We start from the raw sequence: 19,790 nt of genomic DNA on the forward strand, positions 1-19,790 counted from the left end.
TAATGGAAAGCATTCAATTGTCTGAAAAATTAAATTTAAACTGAACAAATTGAATAAACTTAATTTTGGAGGTGCGATGTTTGCTGACATTAGAAAATGTCTCGAAAACATACAAGGGCGGCAAAAAAGCCGTGAACAACGTAAATCTTAAGATTGCAAAAGGCGAATTTATCTGCTTTATCGGGCCGAGCGGCTGCGGAAAAACGACAACAATGAAAATGATTAACCGATTAATTGAGCCTTCCGCCGGAAAGATTTTCATTGACGGCGAAAACATCATGGACCAGGATCCTGTAGAGCTCAGGCGCAAAATTGGCTATGTGATTCAGCAGATCGGCCTGTTTCCCCATATGACCATTCAGCAGAATATCTCACTCGTCCCAAAACTGCTGAAATGGCCGGAGCAGCAGCGGAAAGAACGGGCGCGTGAGCTTTTAAAATTGGTCGATATGGGGCCAGAATATGTAGACCGTTACCCTCATGAATTAAGCGGGGGGCAGCAGCAGCGAATTGGTGTATTACGGGCACTTGCCGCGGAGCCGCCGCTTATCTTAATGGATGAACCGTTTGGGGCACTCGACCCGATTACGAGGGATTCCCTCCAGGAAGAATTTAAAAAACTGCAAAAAACCTTACATAAAACCATCGTATTTGTTACCCACGATATGGATGAAGCGATTAAGCTGGCAGACCGGATTGTGATTTTAAAAGCGGGAGAAATCGTTCAAGTTGGAACGCCCGATGACATTTTAAGAAATCCGGCAGACGAATTTGTTGAGGAATTTATCGGCAAGGAGCGGCTGATTCAGTCATCCAGCCCGGATGTTGAACGGGTTGACCAGATTATGAACACACAGCCTGTAACGATCACCGCGGATAAAACGCTTTCTGAGGCCATTCAGCTGATGAGGCAGGAACGGGTCGATTCATTGCTGGTCGTTGATGACGAGCACATTCTGCAAGGCTATGTCGATGTTGAAATCATTGATCATTGCCGGAAAAAGGCCAATCTCGTCAGTGAAGTTTTACATGAAGATATATACACAGTACTGGGCGGCACACTGCTACGCGACACGGTCCGCAAAATTTTAAAACGGGGTGTCAAATATGTTCCCGTTGTGGATGAAGACCGACGCCTGATCGGAATTGTGACGAGGGCAAGTCTGGTCGACATCGTGTATGACTCCCTCTGGGGAGAAGAAAAGCAGCTCGCAGCATTGTCATAGGGAGGGGCGATAAGTCATGCATCATATTGTTCAATTTTTGCAAACCAATGGGGGCGAGCTTCTTTATAAAACATACGAGCATATTACGATATCGCTCATTGCTGTGATCTTAGGTGTGCTGGTTGCCGTCCCCCTCGGGGTTGTGCTTACTAGAATGAAAAAAGGAGCCGGCACCATTATCGGCATTGTCAATATCATTCAGACGCTGCCGAGTCTGGCCATCCTCGCTTTTTTTATCCCGCTCCTTGGTGTAGGGAAGGTTCCGGCCATTGTGGCTTTGTTTTTCTATTCCGTATTGCCGATTCTTCGCAACACGTATACCGGCATTCGCGGCGTCAACAAAAATCTGCTCGAATCTGGTAAAGGCATCGGAATGACGCCGGCTGAACAAGTCCGCTTGGTGGAGCTGCCGCTTGCCGCGCCAGTGATCATGGCGGGAATCAGAACATCGACGATTTACTTAATCGGCTGGGCCACGCTTGCTTCCTTTATCGGAGGCGGCGGATTGGGTGATTACATTTTTATCGGACTGAATTTATATCAGCCGGAATATATCATAGGGGGCGCGGTACCTGTCACGATATTGGCAATTGTGATTGATTATGTGCTGGCAGTTGCTGAACGAAAACTGACACCTGCCGGCATGCAGAGATTGAAGGAATTGTCATAAGGAGGCGGCTCATGAAAAGAAAATATCTCAAATTAATGATAGGTTTAGCACTTGCGGCAACGCTGACGCTGAGCGGCTGTTCGCTTCCTGGTCTCAGCGCTGCTGCAGACCAGACCATTAAAATCGGCGCGCAAAGCATGAGCGAATCAGAAATCATCGCCAGCATGCTTGGCCAGTTGATCGAACACCATACTGATCTCAAAACAACAACGATTAAAAATCTTGGCTCCAACGCGGTGCAGCAGCAGGCTTTAATGAATGATGAAATCGACATTGCGGCCACAAGATATACGGGAGACGCGCTGACAGGCACGTTGAGAATGGAACCTGAAAAAGATCCGGACAAAGCGCTGGCGCTTACTCAGCGGGAGTTTAAAAAAAGATATGATTTAAAGTGGTATGACTCCTACGGGTTTGATAATACATATGCCTTTACAGTCGGCAAGGAGCTGGCCGACCAATACCATTTAGAGACCGTATCAGACGTTAAAAAATGGGCGCCGCAATTAAAGCTGGGCGTTGATAACTATTGGATGAAGCTCAAAGGAAACGGCTATCAGGATTTTACGAAAACCTACGGCATGACATTCGGCGGCACGTATCCGATGCAGATCGGCCTTGTGTACGACGCGGTGAAAAGCGGAAAAATGGACATTGTGCTTGCGTATTCAACCGATGGAAGAATCAAGTCCTATGGTCTCAAAATGCTAAAGGATGATAAACAATTTTTCCCGCCGTACGACTGTTCTCCGGTTGTTCCGGAAAAGGTGCTCAAAGAACATCCTGAGCTTGAAGGCATCATCAAGAAAATGCTCGGAAAAATCGACACAGCCACGATGCAGGAGCTTAACTATGAAGTCGACGGCAATCTCAAAGAACCGTCTGTCGTTGCCAAGGAATATTTAGAAAAACATCACTACTTCGAATCGTGAAAGGGGGAAGAGGTCAATGAACGTGCTTGAACAGTTAATGACGTATTACGCGCAGAATGGCAGTTACGTCATGGATGAATTCGGCCGCCACTTTCTCATGTCGGCTTACGGCGTATTGTTTGCCGCTGTCGTCGGGGTTCCGGCCGGAATCCTCATCGCGCATTTTCGCCGTTTGTCAGCCTGGGTGTTTGCCGTAACAAACGTTATTCAAACAATCCCGGCGCTCGCTATGCTGGCCGTCTTAATGCTTGTTATGGGGCTCGGCACAAATACCGTGATTCTATCATTGTTTCTGTATTCCCTGCTGCCGATTATTCGAAACACGTACACAGGCATTATCAGTATTGAGCATGCCTACTTAGAATCGGGAAAAGCAATGGGCATGACGAAATTCCAAGTGCTCAGAATGGTTGAGCTCCCGCTCGCACTTTCTGTCATTATGGCGGGCCTTCGCACGGCTCTCGTCATTGCCATCGGAATTACAGCGATTGGCACATTTGTCGGTGCCGGAGGCCTTGGGGACATGATTGTCCGCGGCTCAAACGCAACAAACGGAACTGCGATTATTCTAGCCGGAGCGATACCAACTGCGGTAATGGCGGTAGGGGCGGATTTGCTCATGGCCTGGCTGGAGCGGGCATTAAGTCCGGTGAAGAAAAAAAGAACCGGGGCGAAACACGTTCAATCAGCTGCATAGAATAGAAAAAGAGGCTGGACTCCAGCCTCTTTTTTCTATTTAAATCGTAAACTGACCCATCTTCTCATTAAGCTCCTTCGCCAGCTGCTCAAGCTCTTCAGCATTTTGAAGCACTTGATCCATTGAATGGGCGGATTGCTCGGTTATTGAAAATGTTTCTTCAATGCCGGCAGCCGACTCTTCGGATACAGAAGCGATATTTTCAATCGATTGATTGATGGTAATCGATTGGTTTGTTAACTGTTTCAGGCCATCCGTTACTTCCTTAATGCTGTCTGCAACATGAGTGACGGATTGCTTGATATGCCGCATAGCCTGCCCGGTGTCTGTCAGGTTTTCCGTTCCTTTTTCGACTTCTGTAAAGCTGCTTTCCAAGTACGTAATGACAGTGTGGATCTCCTGCTGTGTCCCGCCTACAATCCGGGTAATATCCTGCACGGAATCAGAAACGCCGTCAGCCAGCTTTCTGACCTCCTCTGCCACAACGGCGAAGCCTTTGCCGCTTTCTCCTGCGCGGGCAGCTTCAATCGCGGCGTTAAGGGACAGCAAATTCGTTTGCTCGGCAATTCCGTTGATGACTTGAACGAGCTTGTTGATATCCTGAGAATGCTGTTCCAGTGATCTCACTTTATACACGGCTTCTTCAACAATATGATGGATGGTTTTCATTTGCTGTAATGACGTAGCCATATTTTCGTTTCCGCTTACCGCGAGTTCGAGAACGTTTTGAGACGTATCGCTGATGGTGATGCCGTGATTATAGGCTTTATCAATGCTTTCGGTGAACTCATTCATCGATTCGGCAATCGTCACCGCGTCTTGGGCCTGCTGTTCAGAGCCCTCAGCCATTTCGTTCATCGTCTCGGTAATATGTTTGCTGCCGGATCTTGTTTCATTCGTTGCGGTTGCAAGCACCTGTGAAGAAGAAAGAACCCGGCTTGATATGTCTTTAGAATATCCGACAATATCTCTCAGATTCCCTACCATTTTTTGCAGCGCTTCATTCAGATCACCCAGCTCGTCTTTTGAGTTGAGCGGCTCCATATCGTTCGACAGATCGCCTTCGGCAATATGATTGGCAGATTCCTTCATGCGAATGATAGGCTTTACAATGTTTCGCGTGATATAAAGCCAGATGAAAATGCTGATGAGGATCGATGCTGCCACAAGCAAAGCAGTGTAAATGAGCCCTTTATGATAGACGGCCTTCGTTTCTTTTACCGCTGTGTTGCTGCCTTCTTGATTTAAGTCAACAAGCTGAGTGATTGTTTTTTTCATATCCTCAAAGCTGGCCTCAGTCTGAACCAATAAACCTCTTGCTTTGTCCATGTCATTCGTGCGGCCGCTTTCGATAATTTGCGCATGAATATCCATATAGGTATTCACTTCAGTTTGAAGCTGCTCGAACAGTTTCTGCTCTTTATCAGTGGAGATTGTTATTTCGTAGTTATCGAGCTTTTGGTTAATGTCTTCCATGATTTGATTCATTTCTTGATCAAGTGTATCCATTTTGCTTTTGTCTGTATAAATCAGAAAGTCCTTTTCTTTAGAAGACAGGTGCTCGGTTACATAATTAATCGATGTGATTTCTTTGATGCCGTCAATCCATTTTGTGTTGATTTCATCTGTTTTTTGAATGATATGCTGCATATTAAGAACGCCTATTCCGCCTACAAGTAAATTGATCAGGATCAGTGTCAAAAATACCAGGCTGAATTTGCGGGAAATCGTCAGTCGCATATAGTGGTCTCCTTTAAAAACGTAATGTGTGGATGTACTATATATCGGCTGAGAAATCGTTTTTTCACCTGGAAAAAAATAAAAAACGGCTCTTTTCTCGTCTTTGAGATCAGAACCGTTTTAGCAATTAGTCAAGAAAGGAAGGGTCAATCCATTCAGTCGCCCATTTAGATATCTCACCTAAAATGGGGGCTAACGCCTTTCCTTTATCGGTCAATGAATATTCGATGCGAACCGGAGTTTCAGGGATGACATCCCGCTTTACTACTCCTTCAAGCTCAAGTTCTTTCAGCCGTTCTGACAGAACTCTGCCGCTTAGATTTGGAAGTGCTGCTTCAATTTCGCTAAATCGCTGCGACCCGTTCAAGAGCTGAAATACGATTAAAGCGACCCAGCGTTTACTTAAGATGTCGACTGCTTTTTCAAATCTAGGACACATTTCTGATTGGTTCATACTTTTCACCTCGTCTGTCACTATTATAACGCAAATAACGAGGGAAGGTATGCGAGCGTGATTGATAAAATATAGAAAGAGAACCAGGAGATTATGAGGAAGAGGCGCGTTTTTTTGCTTCTGAAGACAAAAAATCGAAGTATTTGCTGAGATTTTCAATATCCTGCTTTGAGAGATGTTCCCATTTTTGACTATTGAAAATCGGGAGGTGCTCCGCTCCGCGAGTGACAGCCGTCTGGTAAATGTCATAAACGGATTGATAGCTTTCAGATGCTTCGCGGATTTCTTCAGGAAAGGCCTGAATATGGCCTGCGGCGGCCATTAGGTTTTCGTACGGCACTTTCAGGACGGCTGCCAGTTTTTTAATCGTGGCAGGTTTTGGCGTGCCGCGCTTGCCGTTTTCAATTTTTGAAATGGTGGCAGAGCTGATGCCTGAGTACACCGCAAGTTGATTCACTGTCAGTTTGCGGGCGCAGCGCAGCTCCCGTAATTGCTGTCCGAACGGTGACATGGTCTATCGCCTCACATTTCTATCAAGAGTCAGTCATCAGCAGACCGTTTTTTGGCTTCGTCTGAAATAAACGAAAAATAATGATCCAGCATGAGCAAATCTTCTTTATTGAGATATTGCCACTTTTCGTTCTCAAGAAGCGCAAGGTTTTTCAGGTCATAGGCCTCCGCTTTTTCAAGCAGCTTGCACTTCGTTTCATAAGGGGCCCTGGCTTCATGCACTTCTTCGATGTAACCAGCCTTATACATAAGCCCTTCATAAGGGATTTTTAAGGCTTCCGCCAGTTTTTTGATGGTGGCAGGTTTGGGAACGCCCCGTTTTCCGTTTTCGATTCTGGAGATGCCGGCCGCGCTTACGCCTGAATAAGTCGCCAGCTGGTTGACTGTTAACTTTCTCTCTTCACGCAATGCCCGTAATTGTTCGCCAAAGCTTTCCATATATCTCACCCCGTCCCTCACTGTTACTCATATTTTAGTATGTTTATTGACTAAAGGGAATAGGCAGACTGGAAATGTATTGACAAAAGTTAACATAAGCCGTAATGTAAAAGTATAGAAAAAAGTTTTTCAGGAATGGAAGGTGAGGAAAGTGCCAGTAGAAAAGATACAGATTAGACGTGATTATGTCTTGCAGTATATGGTTAATAACGATTATTCCCTTAATCAGCTTGCGCTGGAAATCGGAGTCTCACCCGCCACACTGAGCCGCGTGCTGAATGGAGAAAGAAGGCCGGGGCAGCTTGTGATTGGTAAAATGCTTCACTATTTTAATTTGAAATTTGAGGATCTTTTTTACTATGATTTTGTTGACAAAAGTCAATGAGATAGAGAAAACGCAAGGAGATCCAAGCTTTTTCTATCTTGAATGATGTGTCAGCACACAAACCCTGTCACCAGCTCATTGCACGTTTTCCATTGTTTTGTCGGCAATTGATGTCCCTGATATTCCAATCTGAAAAATTCGGCATGTCTGCACGCTCTTCGGTAATAGCCTGCGTTTGTAAAGGTCCAGTCCCGCAGGCCGCCATACATAAACAGCATTGGCATGTTTAGGCGGGGCAGCTGTTCAATGCAGTTGTAGCCAAGCGAATCCAGATAATACTGATGCCAATGGGCCTGGTCTGCTTTTTTCATATGGTCTGTTAATATGCTGCGAAGCTGTCTGTCTTTTGTGTGGCTGCCAGCGAGGATTTTCATGAGCAAACCGGGGTTTTTTTCAAGCAGATACATTCCCAGTTTGTGCAGCTTCTGGCCGATTACGTTATGAACAGCGGGGTAGGCGCCGGACAGAATAAGGTGTGACACTTTGTCCGGGCGGGTGAAGCCGATATGCTGCGCGATTAAGCCTCCGGCAGAATACCCGAATAACACAGCTTTATCAATGTGCAAAGCGTCCATGAATTGCGCGATCTCGTTTGCGTAATAGGAAATAGACGCTGGCTGATCGATGTGATCACTATCACCGTGGCCGCTTAAATCGGGAAAAATCACCCTGAAATGCTTGGATAGAAGGCGCTGATAATAAAAAACCTTGCGTCCCATGCCCGGCGGGTGGATAAAAATGATAGGGATTCCCTGTCCATATTCTTCATAAAAAAGATGTTTCCTGCTGTCTATGCTGATAAGCGGCATCGCTTTTCTCCTTTGACCTTTTCATATGAATAGGGTAACCAAGATAAAACGTCTTATCCGGCCTTTTGGCGTCTGATACAGCGTGACATGCCAACCCTTTTCATGTAAAATAGAAGTAATGTAGCCAGTGAGTCTGGAGGTGTATGGGATGCACGCAGTTTTGATTACCTTGTTGGTTATCGTCAGCATTGCACTTATTATTGTCGTTTTGCTTCAATCCAGTAAAAGCGCCGGATTATCTGGTGCGATTTCAGGCGGAGCGGAGCAGCTCTTCGGGAAACAAAAAGCAAGAGGTCTTGATTTAATTTTGCACCGCATTACGGTAGTGCTGGCAGTCTTGTTTTTCGTGTTAACGATTGCGCTTGCTTATATCCTATAGGGCAATGTTTGTATAAGGTCTGATGTGAAGTCAGGCCTTTTTCACGTTTCTGGCTGATATTCAAAACGTTTTTTTCTGATTAAACTGTGGAAAACTATAATGATCGTGCAGATAGAAAGGGAGACATGAGCATGAAAGTTGTGACACCAAAACCATTTACATTTAAAGGCGGAGACAAAGCGGTGCTTTTGCTGCACGGCTTTACAGGCAATACAGCGGATGTAAGGATGCTGGGACGATATTTGAATGAACGCGGCTATACGTGCCACGCGCCTCAATATGAAGGACATGGCGTCCCGCCTGAAGAACTTGTACATACGGGGCCCGAAGACTGGTGGAAAAACGTAATGGATGGCTATGAATACTTAAAATCTGAAGGCTATGAGAGCATTGCTGCCTGCGGACTGTCGCTTGGCGGGGTTTTTTCGCTGAAATTGGGTTACACTGTACCCATAAAGGGAATTGTCCCAATGTGCGCACCGATGCATATTAAGAGTGAAGAGGTCATGTATCAAGGCGTTCTTTCATACGCTCGCAATTACAAAAAGTTTGAGGGGAAAAGCCCGGAGCAAATTGAAGAGGAAATGAAGGAATTCGAAAAAACGCCGATGAATACCCTCAAGGCGCTGCAAGACTTAATTGCTGATGTGCGGAATAATGTCGATATGATTTATTCACCGACATTTGTGGTGCAGGCCCGTCATGACCACATGATTAATACCGAAAGCGCCAATATTATTTACAACGAAGTGGAAACTGATGATAAACAGCTGAAATGGTACGAGGAATCAGGGCATGTCATTACACTCGACAAAGAACGTGACCTCGTCCATCAGGATGTGTATGAATTTTTAGAGAAGCTCGATTGGTAATCAACAGGAGGTCGGATAATGGAAAAAGAAGCATTTATGGAAAAGCTTCTCTCGTTTATGAAGGAAGAGGCGTACAAACCTCTGACCGTTCAGGAACTTGAGGAGATGTTAAATATTACGGAAGCCGAGGAGTTTAAAGAGCTAGTCAAAGCGTTAGTCGCCTTGGAAGAAAAAGGGCTTATCGTACGGACGAGAAGCGACCGCTACGGCATTCCGGAGAAGATGAATTTAATAAAAGGAAAGATTTCAGCCCATGCGAAAGGATTCGCCTTTTTGCTGCCTGAGGATTCGTCGTTAAGTGATGTGTTTATTCCGCCTAATGAGCTAAATACGGCAATGAACGGCGATATCGTCATGGTGCGTCTGAATTCACAGTCAAGCGGCTCCAGGCAGGAAGGAACCGTCATACGGATTTTAGAAAGAGCGATTCAGCGGGTTGTCGGCACGTATACAGAAACGAGAAACTTCGGCTTTGTCATTCCGGACGACAAAAAAATCACGAGTGACATCTTCATTCCGAAAAATGGGAAAAATGGAGCTGCGGAAGGGCATAAGGTTGTTGTCAAGCTGACGAGCTATCCTGAAGGCCGCATGAACGCAGAGGGTGAGGTTGAAACCATTCTCGGCCACAAAAACGACCCGGGCATTGATATTTTATCGGTCATTCATAAGCACGGCCTGCCGGGAGAATTTCCAGCTGACGCGATGGAACAGGCATCAAGTACGCCTGACACGATTGATGAAAAAGATCTGAAAGACCGCCGTGATCTCCGTGACCAGGTGATTGTCACCATTGATGGTGCGGATGCGAAGGATTTGGATGATGCAGTTACCGTGACGAAACTTGATGATGGAAGCTACAAGCTTGGCGTTCACATAGCTGATGTCAGCCATTACGTAACCGAAAACTCGCCGATTGACAAAGAAGCGCTTGAAAGAGGGACAAGTGTGTATCTGGTTGACCGTGTCATCCCGATGATTCCGCACAGATTGTCAAACGGCATCTGCTCCTTAAATCCAAAGGTTGACCGCCTGACGCTTTCTTGTGAAATGACAATTAACAGTCAGGGACAGGTGACAGAGCACGAGATCTTCCAAAGTGTCATCAAAACAACGGAAAGAATGACATATTCAGATGTGAATAAAATTCTTGTTGACGATGATGAAGAGCTGAAGCAAAAATACGAGCCTCTTGTTCCGATGTTCAAAGACATGGAGCGCCTGGCTCAAATTCTTCGCGATAAGCGGATGGACCGCGGCGCCGTTGACTTTGATTTCAAAGAAGCAAAGGTGCTTGTTGATGACGAAGGAGCGGTTAAAGACGTTGTGATCAGAGAACGCTCTGTCGCCGAGAAGCTGATTGAAGAATTTATGCTTGTAGCAAACGAAACAGTGGCAGAGCATTTCCATTGGATGAACGTCCCGTTTATATACCGGATTCACGAAGAGCCGAATGCTGAAAAGCTGCAAAAGTTTTTAGAATTTGTGACGACATTTGGCTATGTGGTGAAAGGAACGGCGGGGAATATTCATCCGCGCGCGTTGCAAAGCATTCTGGACGCTGTGCGTGACAGACCAGAGGAAACGGTTATATCTACTGTTATGCTCCGTTCGATGAAACAGGCGAAATACGACCCGCAAAGCTTGGGGCACTTCGGTCTGTCAACGGAATTCTATACGCATTTCACATCGCCGATCCGCCGTTATCCGGACTTAATCGTTCACCGCCTGATCCGAACGTATTTGATCAACGGCAAAGTCGATGAAGCGACTCAGGAAAAGTGGGCTGAACGCCTGCCGGATATCGCCGAACATACATCATCAATGGAGCGCCGTGCAGTTGACGCCGAGCGTGAGACGGATGATCTGAAAAAAGCGGAATACATGCTTGATAAAATCGGTGAAGAGTTTGACGGCATGATCAGCTCTGTGACAAACTTCGGAATGTTCGTCGAGCTGCCGAATACAATTGAAGGACTCGTCCATGTCAGCTTTATGACAGATGACTACTACCGCTTTGACGAACAGCATTTCGCAATGATTGGCGAGCGGACAGGCAACGTCTTCCGCATCGGGGATGAAATCACAGTCAAGGTTGTCGATGTCAATAAAGATGAGCGCAATATCGACTTTGAAATTGTCGGCATGAAGGGCACTCCGCGGCGTCCGAGAGAATTGGACAGCAGCCGGAGCAGAAAACGCGGAAAGCCTGCCAGAAAACGTGTTCAAAGCACCAATACACCTGTTTCTCCAGCTCCGTCTGAGGAAAAAGGGGAATGGTTCACTAAGCCGAAGAAGAAAAAGAAAAAACGCGGCTTCCAGAATGCGCCGAAACAGAAACGGAAAAAGAAGAAATAGCAGCTCAACCAGCAAATAGGGCCGCAGCGCTCTATTTGCTTTCTTTCGGAAACAGCTTTTCATTGTAGCGGTACGTGACATTTGGTAAAATAGAGCGTATCGCAAAAGGTGGACAGTTTTTCCTTAGAGAGAGGAGGTTCTGGCATGCCAAAAGGGTCAGGAAAAGTATTATCTCAAAATAAGAAAGCCAACCACGATTATTTTATAGAAGAAACCTATGAAACAGGCATCGTTCTGCAAGGAACCGAAATCAAATCGATTCGCGCCGGCCGCGTAAACCTTAAGGATTCCTTCGCCAAAATCGAACGGGGAGAAGTGTTTCTCCACAATATGCACGTCAGCCCATATGAGCAGGGAAACCGCTATAACCACGATCCGCTTCGGACAAGAAAGCTGTTAATGCACCGCAAGGAGATTAATAAGCTGATCGGGTTAACAAAGGAAAAAGGCTATTCTCTCGTTCCGCTGAAGCTGTATTTAAAAAACGGCTTTGCCAAAGTGCTTCTCGGCCTTGGAAAAGGGAAGAAGAACTATGACAAACGGGAAGATCTGAAGCGCAAGGACGCGAAGCGGGAAATCGAAAGAGCGTTCAGAGACAGTCAAAAAGGCTTCTAAAGGCATAGTGCTTGATTCGAAAATCAGGCCTGTGCTATACTGTGTTCACGATCAGATCACGACGCCATTCATTTGAAGGATTTGACAATTGAAAAGAGCCGTGATCATGTTATAATAAGACTATAGCCAGTTTGAGTGAGAGCTTGATATTTTCTCCCGTATTTCCCTTATACCAAGGGGACGTTACGGATTCGACAGGGATGGATCGAGCTTGAGCTGCGAGCCGAGAGGCGATCTCGTAAACACGCACTTAAATATAACTGGCAAAACTAACAGTTTTAACCAAAACGTAGCATTAGCTGCCTAATAAGCGCAGCGAGCTCTTCCTGACATTGCCTATGTGTCTGTGAAGAGCACATCCAAGTAGGCTACGCTTGCGTTCCTGTCTGAGAACGTAAGAAGAGATGAACAGACTAGCTCTCGGAAGGCCCGCCCGCAGGCAAGAAGATGAGTGAAACCATAAATATGCAGGCTACGCTCGTAGACGCTTAAGTAATCGATGTTTCTGGACGTGGGTTCGACTCCCACCGTCTCCATACATACTGACAATAAAGCAGAACCTCTTAAGAGGTTCTGCTTTATTTTTTCTCCAAACCACAGGCACCAAAAAGTGCGTACTTCCATTTCAAACCCAGCTGTTTCATACTGATTGCAGAGCAGATGTTTCACCAATCAGATTTCTGTCAATAAATAAGAGGAATCAAAAACGGAGGGATGAATAATGAAGCTGAATTTACAAGGAAAAACCGCATTGGTGACCGGTTCGACATCAGGGATCGGAAAAGCTATTGCCTCTTCATTAGCTGAAGAAGGTGCGGCAGTGATCATTAACGGACGCCGGGAAGAGAAAGTGAATCAGACGATAGATGAACTGAAAACACAACATGCTGAAGCGGTTCTTTATCCGGCCGCATTTGATTTGGGAACTGAAGAAGGCTGCAATGAGCTGTTTCAGGCATATCCAGAGGTTGATATTTTGGTCAACAATTTAGGGATTTTTGAACCGGCGGAGTACTTTGATATTCCCGACGATGAATGGTTTCGTTTTTTTGAAGTGAATATTATGAGCGGTGTAAGGCTGACACGCAGGTATTTGCATAACATGATAGAGAAAAAAGAAGGGCGTGTGATTTTCATTGCCAGTGAAGCGGCGATTATGCCGTCACAGGAAATGGCCCATTACAGTGCGACAAAAACGATGCAGCTGTCCATTTCCCGCAGTTTGGCGGAGCTGGCAACCGGCACGAATGTCACAGTCAACACCGTCATGCCGGGCTCTACCTTAACAGAGGGTGTGGAAACCATGCTGAACTCGCTGTATCCTGGTGAAAACCTGACTGTTCAAGAAGCTGAGGCACGTTTTATGAAAGAAAACCGGCCGACATCTATTATTCAAAGACTGATCCGTCCGGAAGAAATCGCCCACTTCGTTACATTTTTAAGCAGCCCGCTTTCCTCTGCGATCAATGGCGCGGCACTTCGGGCGGACGGCGGTTTGGTCCGCAGTGTCTTTTAAACCTCTCCCAACAGGAGAGGTTTTTTATATATTGTTGATTTCCATAAATTTCTGACGTATAATATCGGTACCGAAATAGTTTTCTTGGTACCGAAAGCGGGGGATTAATGTGGAAAAAAGAATTATGGCGGAAACCATCCGGCTGATCAAGCAGAAAGGATTTTCATTTACGATGAATGATTTGGCGGCAGCGCTGGGAACGAGCAAGCGGACGCTCTATGCATATTATTCATCTAAAGATCAGCTTGTTGAGGCGGTTGTCGAACAATTTATAGCTGAAATGAAGCAAATAGAAAGAGACATCTATGAAAATGAAAGTTTAAATGTGCTCGAAAAGGTGAAACAAATGCTGATCAGCCTTCCGCAGGGGATGGAACTGCTGAACATGGGATTATTAAATGAACTAAAGAAATACCATTACGATGCGTGGCTTACATTAGACGCGTTTATTAAGGAAGAATGGGCGATTGTCCTAGCATTATTAAACGAGTGCAAACAGCAAAAGAGAATCAGAAACATCAATCCGGACCTGTTTGTTCACATGTATATAGGGAGCATCAATCAAGTGTATGACCCTGAATATCCGCTGAAACATCAGTTCACGACAGGAGAGGTGCTTGAATCAATTGTAGATGTTTTGTTTAACGGTATAACAGCTGATGAGGAGGCTGATGCGACATGAATTGGGTGTTTCTATGCTCGGCGATTTTGTTTGAGGTTGCGGGAACGGTCAGCATGAAGCTATCGTCCGGTTTTACAAAGCTTATTCCCAGTTTGCTGTTGATTTTCTTTTATGGAGGGAGTCTTTTCTTTCTGACGCTTACGCTTAAATCCATTGATGTATCAGTTGCTTATGCTGTATGGTCAGGGATGGGAATTGTCTTGATTACAGTCGTTGGTTTTTTGTTTTTTCAAGAACATGTGAGTGTCATGAAAGTCATTTCAATTGGATTGATTATTGCCGGTGTTGTGTCTTTAAACCTGATCGATCATGCTAGGGTGTCTGAGCCGGTACATAAAAGCGGGCAGTACAAATGAAATATATGAAGCTGTTTTTTCTCGTGACTGATATCGGTTTTATCTTGTACTGGCTGTCAGCCGGGTTTTCGCTCATACCGGAAAGCTGGGCTTTTAAACATCATGACCATCCGTTTATGATCGCTTGGAACTGGTCTTTTTTTCCGCTGGATATCCTGATTTCTGTCACAGGGTTGTACAGCTTGTACCTACAGCGGGTGAATCGTACTGACTGGAAAATGATGGCGCTGATTTCTCTTGTGCTGACCTGTTGTTCAGGTCTGCAGGCGATATCATTCTGGACATTCAGCAGGGACTTTGATCTTGTATGGTGGCTGTTTAATGGGTATCTATTGATTTATCCTTTATTTTTTATTCACCTGCTCTTGAAGGAAGGCAGAAGGACAAAACAGTCCTGACAGGTGCCGCTTTTATGATAATAAACTGATGTAATGAAGCAGAGACGGTATAAGTCTCTGGTTTTTTATCGGGCGCACCAATTGAGAAGCTAACCGCGTTTTTGGGCATACTAAAGCGAAGAAACGGGAAAAGTTCTACACATTCATTGAAAAGGATTTTGTCAAATGAACAAAACTGCTGCGAACAATCAAAGAATCATGCCTATCGTGAAGGATGCCTTTCGCATTCATGCAAATCCATTTCCTTGGAAAAAGGCTATCGGATCAGGTTTCGCTTCAGGGTTTCCTGTGCTGGTCGGTGCATTGGCAGGTCACACGGATTACGGATTAATTGCAAGTATCGGAGGCTTTGTTTATTTATATGCGGGCGGTGAATCGTACAAAAAGCGCGCCTTGAAGCTGCTCTTGGTTTCTATTGGGATCGCCCTCTCATTTGGTTTAGGGACGCTTTTGTCTGGGACGCTTTGGATGATGTCGGCTGTTTTGGGGCTGATCGGTGCAGCGGCGATGTTTATTTTTAGCGCGCTCGGCATTCAAGGCCCTGCGCCAATGTTTTTTGTCCTTGCCTTTTTAGTCAGTTCCGGGCTGCCGGCCGATCCTTCACAAGCGCTGTTCAGAGCGGGACTGACGTTTCTCGGCGGCATTTTCGCCATGGGCATCGCTTTAATCGGCTGGTTATGGAACAAGCATGGACCGGAGGGAGCGGTGCTGCAAAAAACATATCATCAGCTGGCTGCATGTCTTTCAGCCGTCGGAACGCCAGGCTTTCATAACGCACAGCATCAGACGGTGCTCATGCTTAGAACAGCCCGCCAAACGGTTCTTGGGAAAGGGAATAAATGAAAAAAATCGCAGCATGATGAACGATTTTTCCGCCTCCTTGAAAAAGCTGACGATATATTCATTGCCATTATTCATTTTTCAGCTGAAACGCCGGACAGAGAGACCGCGCAGATTGAAGAGGCACTTCGCCAAACCGGAGATATGCTTGCGAATGCACGGGTTTTCAATACGTTTCAGATTAATGAAAATGAATCTGAGTCTAGGCGGAAGCTGTTTGAAGAAAACAATGAGGTTTTGCATATCGCTTCAGGACGTTTTGATCAGCAGCTTGACGGGGAACTGAGCCGCCTGCCATCCTCTTTTTACTTTTTGAGAAATGCTTTTGACTGGAAGTCTCCAGTTTTAATTAGAGCGTTAAAGTACGGAATTGTTCTGTTTGCCGCCGATATGTTTGCCCTCGCATTCGGCTTTGCACGTTCCTATTGGATTCCGCTTTCGGCAGCAGCGGTCATGCTTGGCACTACTGTTGTTTTTACGCTTCACAGGGCTATTCAGCGTTCGGCCGGAACGGTGATCGGTGTTATACTGGCAGGCGCAATCCTGTTTTTTAAGCCGGGCGGTATTTATATTGCGTTTTGTATTGCAGCGCTGCAATGTCTTCTTGAGATTCTGATCGTCCGCAATTATGCGCTGGCTGTTCCCTTTTTAACCGCAAATGCGCTTGTTATCACAGAAAGTATGCATGGCGGCGCGGGCGCCGGTTATTTTATAATAGCGAGACTGACTGATGTAGCTTTTGGCAGCGTGATCGGGCTGTTGGGAACAATGCTTTTGTGGCGGCGGTTTTCAACCAAGCGGCTGCCAGAACTTGTGCGGAATGTCATCCGGTTGGAAGGGCAGTTTATGGAGAAACTGTTAACCGGGCAGAATGCCGACGAACACAAGTTAAGGGTGAGTCTTGTCAGGCTTCGGGATGCGTATGACAAGGCGATTGGAGAGTTTCCTCACGCGAATGCGGATGCGCTCTGGCCTGCCATTTCCGGTGCTCAGCACTTAGGGTACTATTTGCTCTCGGCGCAAGCTCACCGCCGTCCGCCTGCTCCGTTTTCTGATGAAGAGATCAACCAGCTGCGGGCGTTTTTTGAACAGGCTGAGCAATCCTTTATCATGAAAAGGATGCCTGCGGATATTCAAGTGCCGCATGTTCCTCATTATCCTCGAATCAGTAAAGAATTGTCCGGGCTGTATTCAGGCTTGAGAACCGCTTTTAAAAAGTAAGCTGTTTGGAAAGTTAAATAATCTTTAATTCGAGATGTTTTACTTGAAAGTAAATTTCTTTGTCTCTATAATAAAGTCTAAGAGAGACAGAATAATCATTATGCATCTGTATGATAATAATTGATGTGTGATTTTTAAAAACGAAAGGGCTGGTAAAAATGGCAAAAGTATTATATATCACTGCTCATCCGCATGACGAAGCAACTTCGTACAGTATGGCAACAGGTAAAGCATTTATCGAATCTTACAAAGAAGCGAATCCAAATGATGAAGTTGTACATATCGATTTGTACAAAGAAAACATCCCGCACATTGACGCAGATGTATTTAGCGGATGGGGAAAGCTTCAGTCAGGTACAGGCTTTGAAGAGCTTTCTGAAAGCGAAAAAGCGAAAGTAGGCCGTTTGGGAGAGCTTAGCGATCAATTTGCATCAGCTGATAAGTATGTATTTGTTACTCCTTTATGGAACTTCTCATTCCCGCCAGTGATGAAAGCGTATCTCGATTCTGTTGCTGTTGCAGGAAAATCATTCAAATACACAGAACAAGGCCCTATTGGCTTGTTGACTGATAAAAAAGCAATTCATATCCAAGCGCGCGGCGGCTACTATTCAGAAGGCCCTGCGGCTGAGATGGAAATGGGGCACCGCTACATCGGCATCATGATGAACTTCTTTGGCGTACCATCATTCGATGGCATTTTCGTAGAGGGACATAATGCGGAGCCTGATAAAGCACAGCAAATCAAAGAAGACGCGATTGCGCGTGCGAAAGAAGCAGGAAAAACATTCTAATGAAAAAGCCTCCCCTTATTTGGGGAGGCTTTTGTTTTAGTGCTCCAGCATAATGGTTCGTTTCTCTTTACTGCTTTTCATCGCGGCTTCAATGATGCGGATGACATTAATACCTTCCTCAGCAGTGACTGGCAGCGCAGCACCTTCCCGTATGCTTTCCGCTATTTTGCGGTAATAAGTAAGGTAGGAGCCATTTACTGATGGGATCGTTTCTGTTTTTTTGTCGGAGCCACGAATGGTTGTAAGCTGTCCGTAAAACTCCGGATCATCTGCACCCCAGCTGTCATCCTCTGGTTTTCTTCCCGCTCTGAGTGCGTCTTCCTGTCCGTCAATTCCGTATTTGATAAAACTGGAATCTTTTCCATGGATTTGATAACGAGGTCCGTTTGCCGGAACGATTGATCCTCCGTATAGAATGGCTTGAAGCTTGCCATAATCCAGGGTTAAATGAAAATAGTCAACCGTTTCGGCATTTTCCCGCTGGGCCATCACGTTTGCAGTCACGGCTTTAGGCATCCCAAACAAATGCAGGGTTTGGTCTATGATGTGGGAGCCGAGATCATACAGCGTACCAGTGGCAATGCCTTCTTTTTCCCGCCACCGCGCTTGAACTTCAGGTCTGTAGCGGTCATAGGAAACTTGATATGTATTGATATCTTCAAGAGATCCCTCAGAGATCAGCTTTTTAATCGTTAAAAAGTCGTTATCCCAGCGTCGGTTATGATATACGCTTAATAATACGCCTTTTTCATCGGCAGCCCTTTTTAATGTTTCCCCCTCTTCGGCTGTTGCTGTCATTGGTTTTTCCATCACAACATGTTTTCCGGCCTGTATGCATGCCATAGCATGCTCGTAATGAAGGCCGCTCGGGGTGGTGACAATGACAAGCTCAATGGCAGGGTCATTTGTGATTTCCTCAAGCTCATGTACAACCTCAGCATCTGGAAAGTCCCGTTTCACTTCTTCTGTCCGAGATGTCATGATTTTGCTGATGTGATATTCATCCAGAACATCCAGCAGCGGCCCGTGAAAAACAGAACCGGACAATCCGTATCCTAATATTCCAACCTTGATCGTATCCACTTTTCTTCTCCCCTTTAAAAGCGTTATCAACAGAAGTATATACCCTCCTGATCAAATGGTAAAACCTAACTGATTCATTTTTTGCGTCGGCATGCTTAGACAACCGTTTGGACAATCAGTATAATGGGAATTAATATCATTAAACAGAGGTGTACGCATGGAAAAGCATAACGAACATAAAACATTAAACCATAAAAGCTCGAAAGAAAAAGATCAGATTACAAACCGGCTTAAGCGGATTGAGGGCCAGGTCAGAGGCATTCAAAACATGGTGGAAAACGACAGATATTGTGTAGATATTCTTGTGCAAATTTCAGCTGTTCAGGCGGCAATGAAAAATGTGGCGCTTCATTTGCTTGAGGATCATGCCCATCATTGTGTAGCAGATGCCATCAAAAGCGGAGACGGGGAACAGGCCATTTCTGAGCTTTTGGACGTATTTAAAAAGTTCACAAAATCATAAAGCGTTTTTTTATTGTAATACCCTACGGGGGTATGGTAGGATAAAAATACAAAGAATAAACAGGAGGAATTGATATGGAACAAAAAACATTGCAAGTTGAAGGAATGTCTTGTCAGCACTGCGTCAAAGCAGTAGAAACAAGCGTAGGAGAACTGGACGGCGTCAGTGCCGTTCATGTCAATCTGGAAGCGGGTAAAGTCGATGTTTCGTTTGATGCTGACAAAGTATCAGTCAAAGATATTGCGGATGCGATAGAAGATCAGGGCTATGACGTAGCCAAGTGATTCAAGGTATCGCGCCTTTACGGAGGCGCGATATTTCTTTTATTTTTATATACCCCCCAGGTGTATAT

21 protein-coding genes, 1 other RNA gene and 2 pseudogenes are annotated in these 19,790 nt (G+C 45.5%); 18 read left to right on the forward strand and 6 right to left on the reverse strand.

What is annotated here, in order from left to right; all coding sequences use genetic code 11:
• Window positions 1-80 precede the first annotated feature (80 nt).
• Genes opuBA through opuBD form a run of 4 tightly spaced genes read left to right on the forward strand, consistent with a single transcriptional unit; the run spans window position 81 to window position 3,525 of the window.
• Window positions 81-1,226, forward strand: coding sequence for a choline ABC transporter ATP-binding protein OpuBA (gene opuBA, locus WA279_RS11950; RefSeq protein WP_251188147.1), 1,146 nt, complete (start codon window positions 81-83; stop codon window positions 1,224-1,226).
• A gap of 16 nt (window positions 1,227-1,242) precedes the next feature.
• On the forward strand, window positions 1,243-1,896 hold the full coding sequence (gene opuBB / locus WA279_RS11955; RefSeq protein WP_003228370.1) for a choline ABC transporter permease OpuBB: 654 nt from the start codon (window positions 1,243-1,245) through the stop codon (window positions 1,894-1,896).
• 11 nt (window positions 1,897-1,907) lie between these two features.
• Complete coding sequence (gene opuBC, locus WA279_RS11960; RefSeq protein WP_336155491.1) at window positions 1,908-2,828, forward strand: choline ABC transporter substrate-binding lipoprotein OpuBC; 921 nt, start codon at window positions 1,908-1,910, stop codon at window positions 2,826-2,828.
• A gap of 16 nt (window positions 2,829-2,844) precedes the next feature.
• Window positions 2,845-3,525, forward strand: coding sequence for a choline ABC transporter permease OpuBD (opuBD, locus tag WA279_RS11965; RefSeq protein ID WP_336155492.1), 681 nt, complete (start codon window positions 2,845-2,847; stop codon window positions 3,523-3,525).
• Window positions 3,526-3,564: 39 nt separating this feature from the next.
• On the opposite strand, the gene WA279_RS11970 is transcribed toward opuBD, so the two are convergent.
• The 4 genes from WA279_RS11970 to rghR form a co-directional block, all read right to left on the reverse strand.
• The gene (locus tag WA279_RS11970) at window positions 3,565-5,265 is read right to left on the reverse strand and encodes a methyl-accepting chemotaxis protein (protein WP_336155493.1); all 1,701 of its coding nucleotides are present in this window, start codon (window positions 5,263-5,265) and stop codon (window positions 3,565-3,567) included.
• Window positions 5,266-5,392: 127 nt separating this feature from the next.
• Window positions 5,393-5,719 (reverse strand): catDE operon transcriptional regulator CatR, encoded by a 327-nt coding sequence (catR, locus tag WA279_RS11975; RefSeq protein ID WP_003242888.1) that lies wholly within the window; start codon window positions 5,717-5,719, stop codon window positions 5,393-5,395.
• Between the two features lie 91 nt (window positions 5,720-5,810).
• The gene (locus WA279_RS11980) at window positions 5,811-6,230 is read right to left on the reverse strand and encodes a helix-turn-helix domain-containing protein (RefSeq protein ID WP_336155494.1); all 420 of its coding nucleotides are present in this window, start codon (window positions 6,228-6,230) and stop codon (window positions 5,811-5,813) included.
• 29 nt (window positions 6,231-6,259) lie between these two features.
• Complete coding sequence (rghR, locus tag WA279_RS11985) at window positions 6,260-6,667, reverse strand: transcriptional repressor RghR (protein ID WP_003220034.1); 408 nt, start codon at window positions 6,665-6,667, stop codon at window positions 6,260-6,262.
• A 151-nt stretch (window positions 6,668-6,818) separates the two neighbouring features.
• On the opposite strand from rghR, the gene WA279_RS11990 reads away from it, so the two are divergent.
• Window positions 6,819-7,052, forward strand: a complete 234-nt coding sequence (locus tag WA279_RS11990; protein WP_009968172.1) for a helix-turn-helix domain-containing protein — start codon at window positions 6,819-6,821, stop codon at window positions 7,050-7,052.
• A gap of 33 nt (window positions 7,053-7,085) precedes the next feature.
• Here WA279_RS11990 and WA279_RS11995 read toward each other — a convergent pair.
• Window positions 7,086-7,861, reverse strand: a pseudogene (locus tag WA279_RS11995) (alpha/beta fold hydrolase).
• A gap of 148 nt (window positions 7,862-8,009) precedes the next feature.
• On the opposite strand from WA279_RS11995, the gene secG reads away from it, so the two are divergent.
• The 11 genes and pseudogenes from secG to azoRB all read left to right on the forward strand — a co-directional run bounded on the left by secG (window position 8,010) and on the right by azoRB (window position 17,892).
• Window positions 8,010-8,240: a preprotein translocase subunit SecG gene (gene secG / locus WA279_RS12000; protein ID WP_003220028.1), complete on the forward strand. Its 231-nt coding sequence runs from the start codon at window positions 8,010-8,012 to the stop codon at window positions 8,238-8,240.
• A 131-nt stretch (window positions 8,241-8,371) separates the two neighbouring features.
• Window positions 8,372-9,112 (forward strand): alpha/beta hydrolase, encoded by a 741-nt coding sequence (locus WA279_RS12005; RefSeq protein ID WP_003242610.1) that lies wholly within the window; start codon window positions 8,372-8,374, stop codon window positions 9,110-9,112.
• Window positions 9,113-9,130: 18 nt separating this feature from the next.
• A complete protein-coding gene (gene rnr, locus WA279_RS12010) occupies window positions 9,131-11,470 on the forward strand; it encodes a ribonuclease R (protein ID WP_021480613.1) in 2,340 nt (779 codons plus the stop codon).
• A 144-nt stretch (window positions 11,471-11,614) separates the two neighbouring features.
• Window positions 11,615-12,085: an SsrA-binding protein gene (gene smpB / locus WA279_RS12015; protein WP_003220025.1), complete on the forward strand. Its 471-nt coding sequence runs from the start codon at window positions 11,615-11,617 to the stop codon at window positions 12,083-12,085.
• A gap of 176 nt (window positions 12,086-12,261) precedes the next feature.
• Window positions 12,262-12,624, forward strand: a transfer-messenger RNA (tmRNA) gene (gene ssrA / locus WA279_RS12020).
• A gap of 182 nt (window positions 12,625-12,806) precedes the next feature.
• Window positions 12,807-13,601: an SDR family NAD(P)-dependent oxidoreductase gene (locus WA279_RS12025; RefSeq protein ID WP_003228388.1), complete on the forward strand. Its 795-nt coding sequence runs from the start codon at window positions 12,807-12,809 to the stop codon at window positions 13,599-13,601.
• Between the two features lie 109 nt (window positions 13,602-13,710).
• A complete protein-coding gene (locus WA279_RS12030; RefSeq protein WP_080529787.1) occupies window positions 13,711-14,283 on the forward strand; it encodes a TetR/AcrR family transcriptional regulator in 573 nt (190 codons plus the stop codon).
• The gene (locus WA279_RS12035) at window positions 14,280-14,639 is read left to right on the forward strand and encodes a DMT family transporter (RefSeq protein ID WP_336155495.1); all 360 of its coding nucleotides are present in this window, start codon (window positions 14,280-14,282) and stop codon (window positions 14,637-14,639) included. Before WA279_RS12030 ends, WA279_RS12035 begins: the two co-directional genes overlap by 4 nt.
• A complete protein-coding gene (locus tag WA279_RS12040; protein WP_268555037.1) occupies window positions 14,636-15,037 on the forward strand; it encodes a YvaD family protein in 402 nt (133 codons plus the stop codon). Before WA279_RS12035 ends, WA279_RS12040 begins: the two co-directional genes overlap by 4 nt.
• A gap of 165 nt (window positions 15,038-15,202) precedes the next feature.
• Window positions 15,203-17,098, forward strand: a pseudogene (locus WA279_RS12045) (FUSC family protein).
• Window positions 17,099-17,256: 158 nt separating this feature from the next.
• Entirely contained in the window at window positions 17,257-17,892 is a 636-nt protein-coding gene (azoRB, locus tag WA279_RS12050; protein WP_003235159.1) for an FMN-dependent NADH-azoreductase AzoRB, read from the forward strand.
• A gap of 36 nt (window positions 17,893-17,928) precedes the next feature.
• On the opposite strand, the gene iolW is transcribed toward azoRB, so the two are convergent.
• Complete coding sequence (gene iolW, locus WA279_RS12055) at window positions 17,929-19,005, reverse strand: scyllo-inositol 2-dehydrogenase (protein ID WP_336155496.1); 1,077 nt, start codon at window positions 19,003-19,005, stop codon at window positions 17,929-17,931.
• A 127-nt stretch (window positions 19,006-19,132) separates the two neighbouring features.
• Between iolW and csoR the strand changes: the two genes are divergently transcribed.
• On the forward strand, window positions 19,133-19,438 hold the full coding sequence (gene csoR, locus WA279_RS12060) for a copper-sensing transcriptional repressor CsoR (RefSeq protein ID WP_003228404.1): 306 nt from the start codon (window positions 19,133-19,135) through the stop codon (window positions 19,436-19,438).
• A 74-nt stretch (window positions 19,439-19,512) separates the two neighbouring features.
• On the forward strand, window positions 19,513-19,722 hold the full coding sequence (gene copZ, locus WA279_RS12065) for a copper chaperone CopZ (protein WP_003244260.1): 210 nt from the start codon (window positions 19,513-19,515) through the stop codon (window positions 19,720-19,722).
• The last annotated feature ends 68 nt before the right edge of the window (window positions 19,723-19,790 follow it).

Source organism: Bacillus sp. 204(2023), from assembly GCF_037027505.1.
Classification (GTDB): Bacteria; Bacillota; Bacilli; order Bacillales; family Bacillaceae; genus Bacillus; species Bacillus subtilis.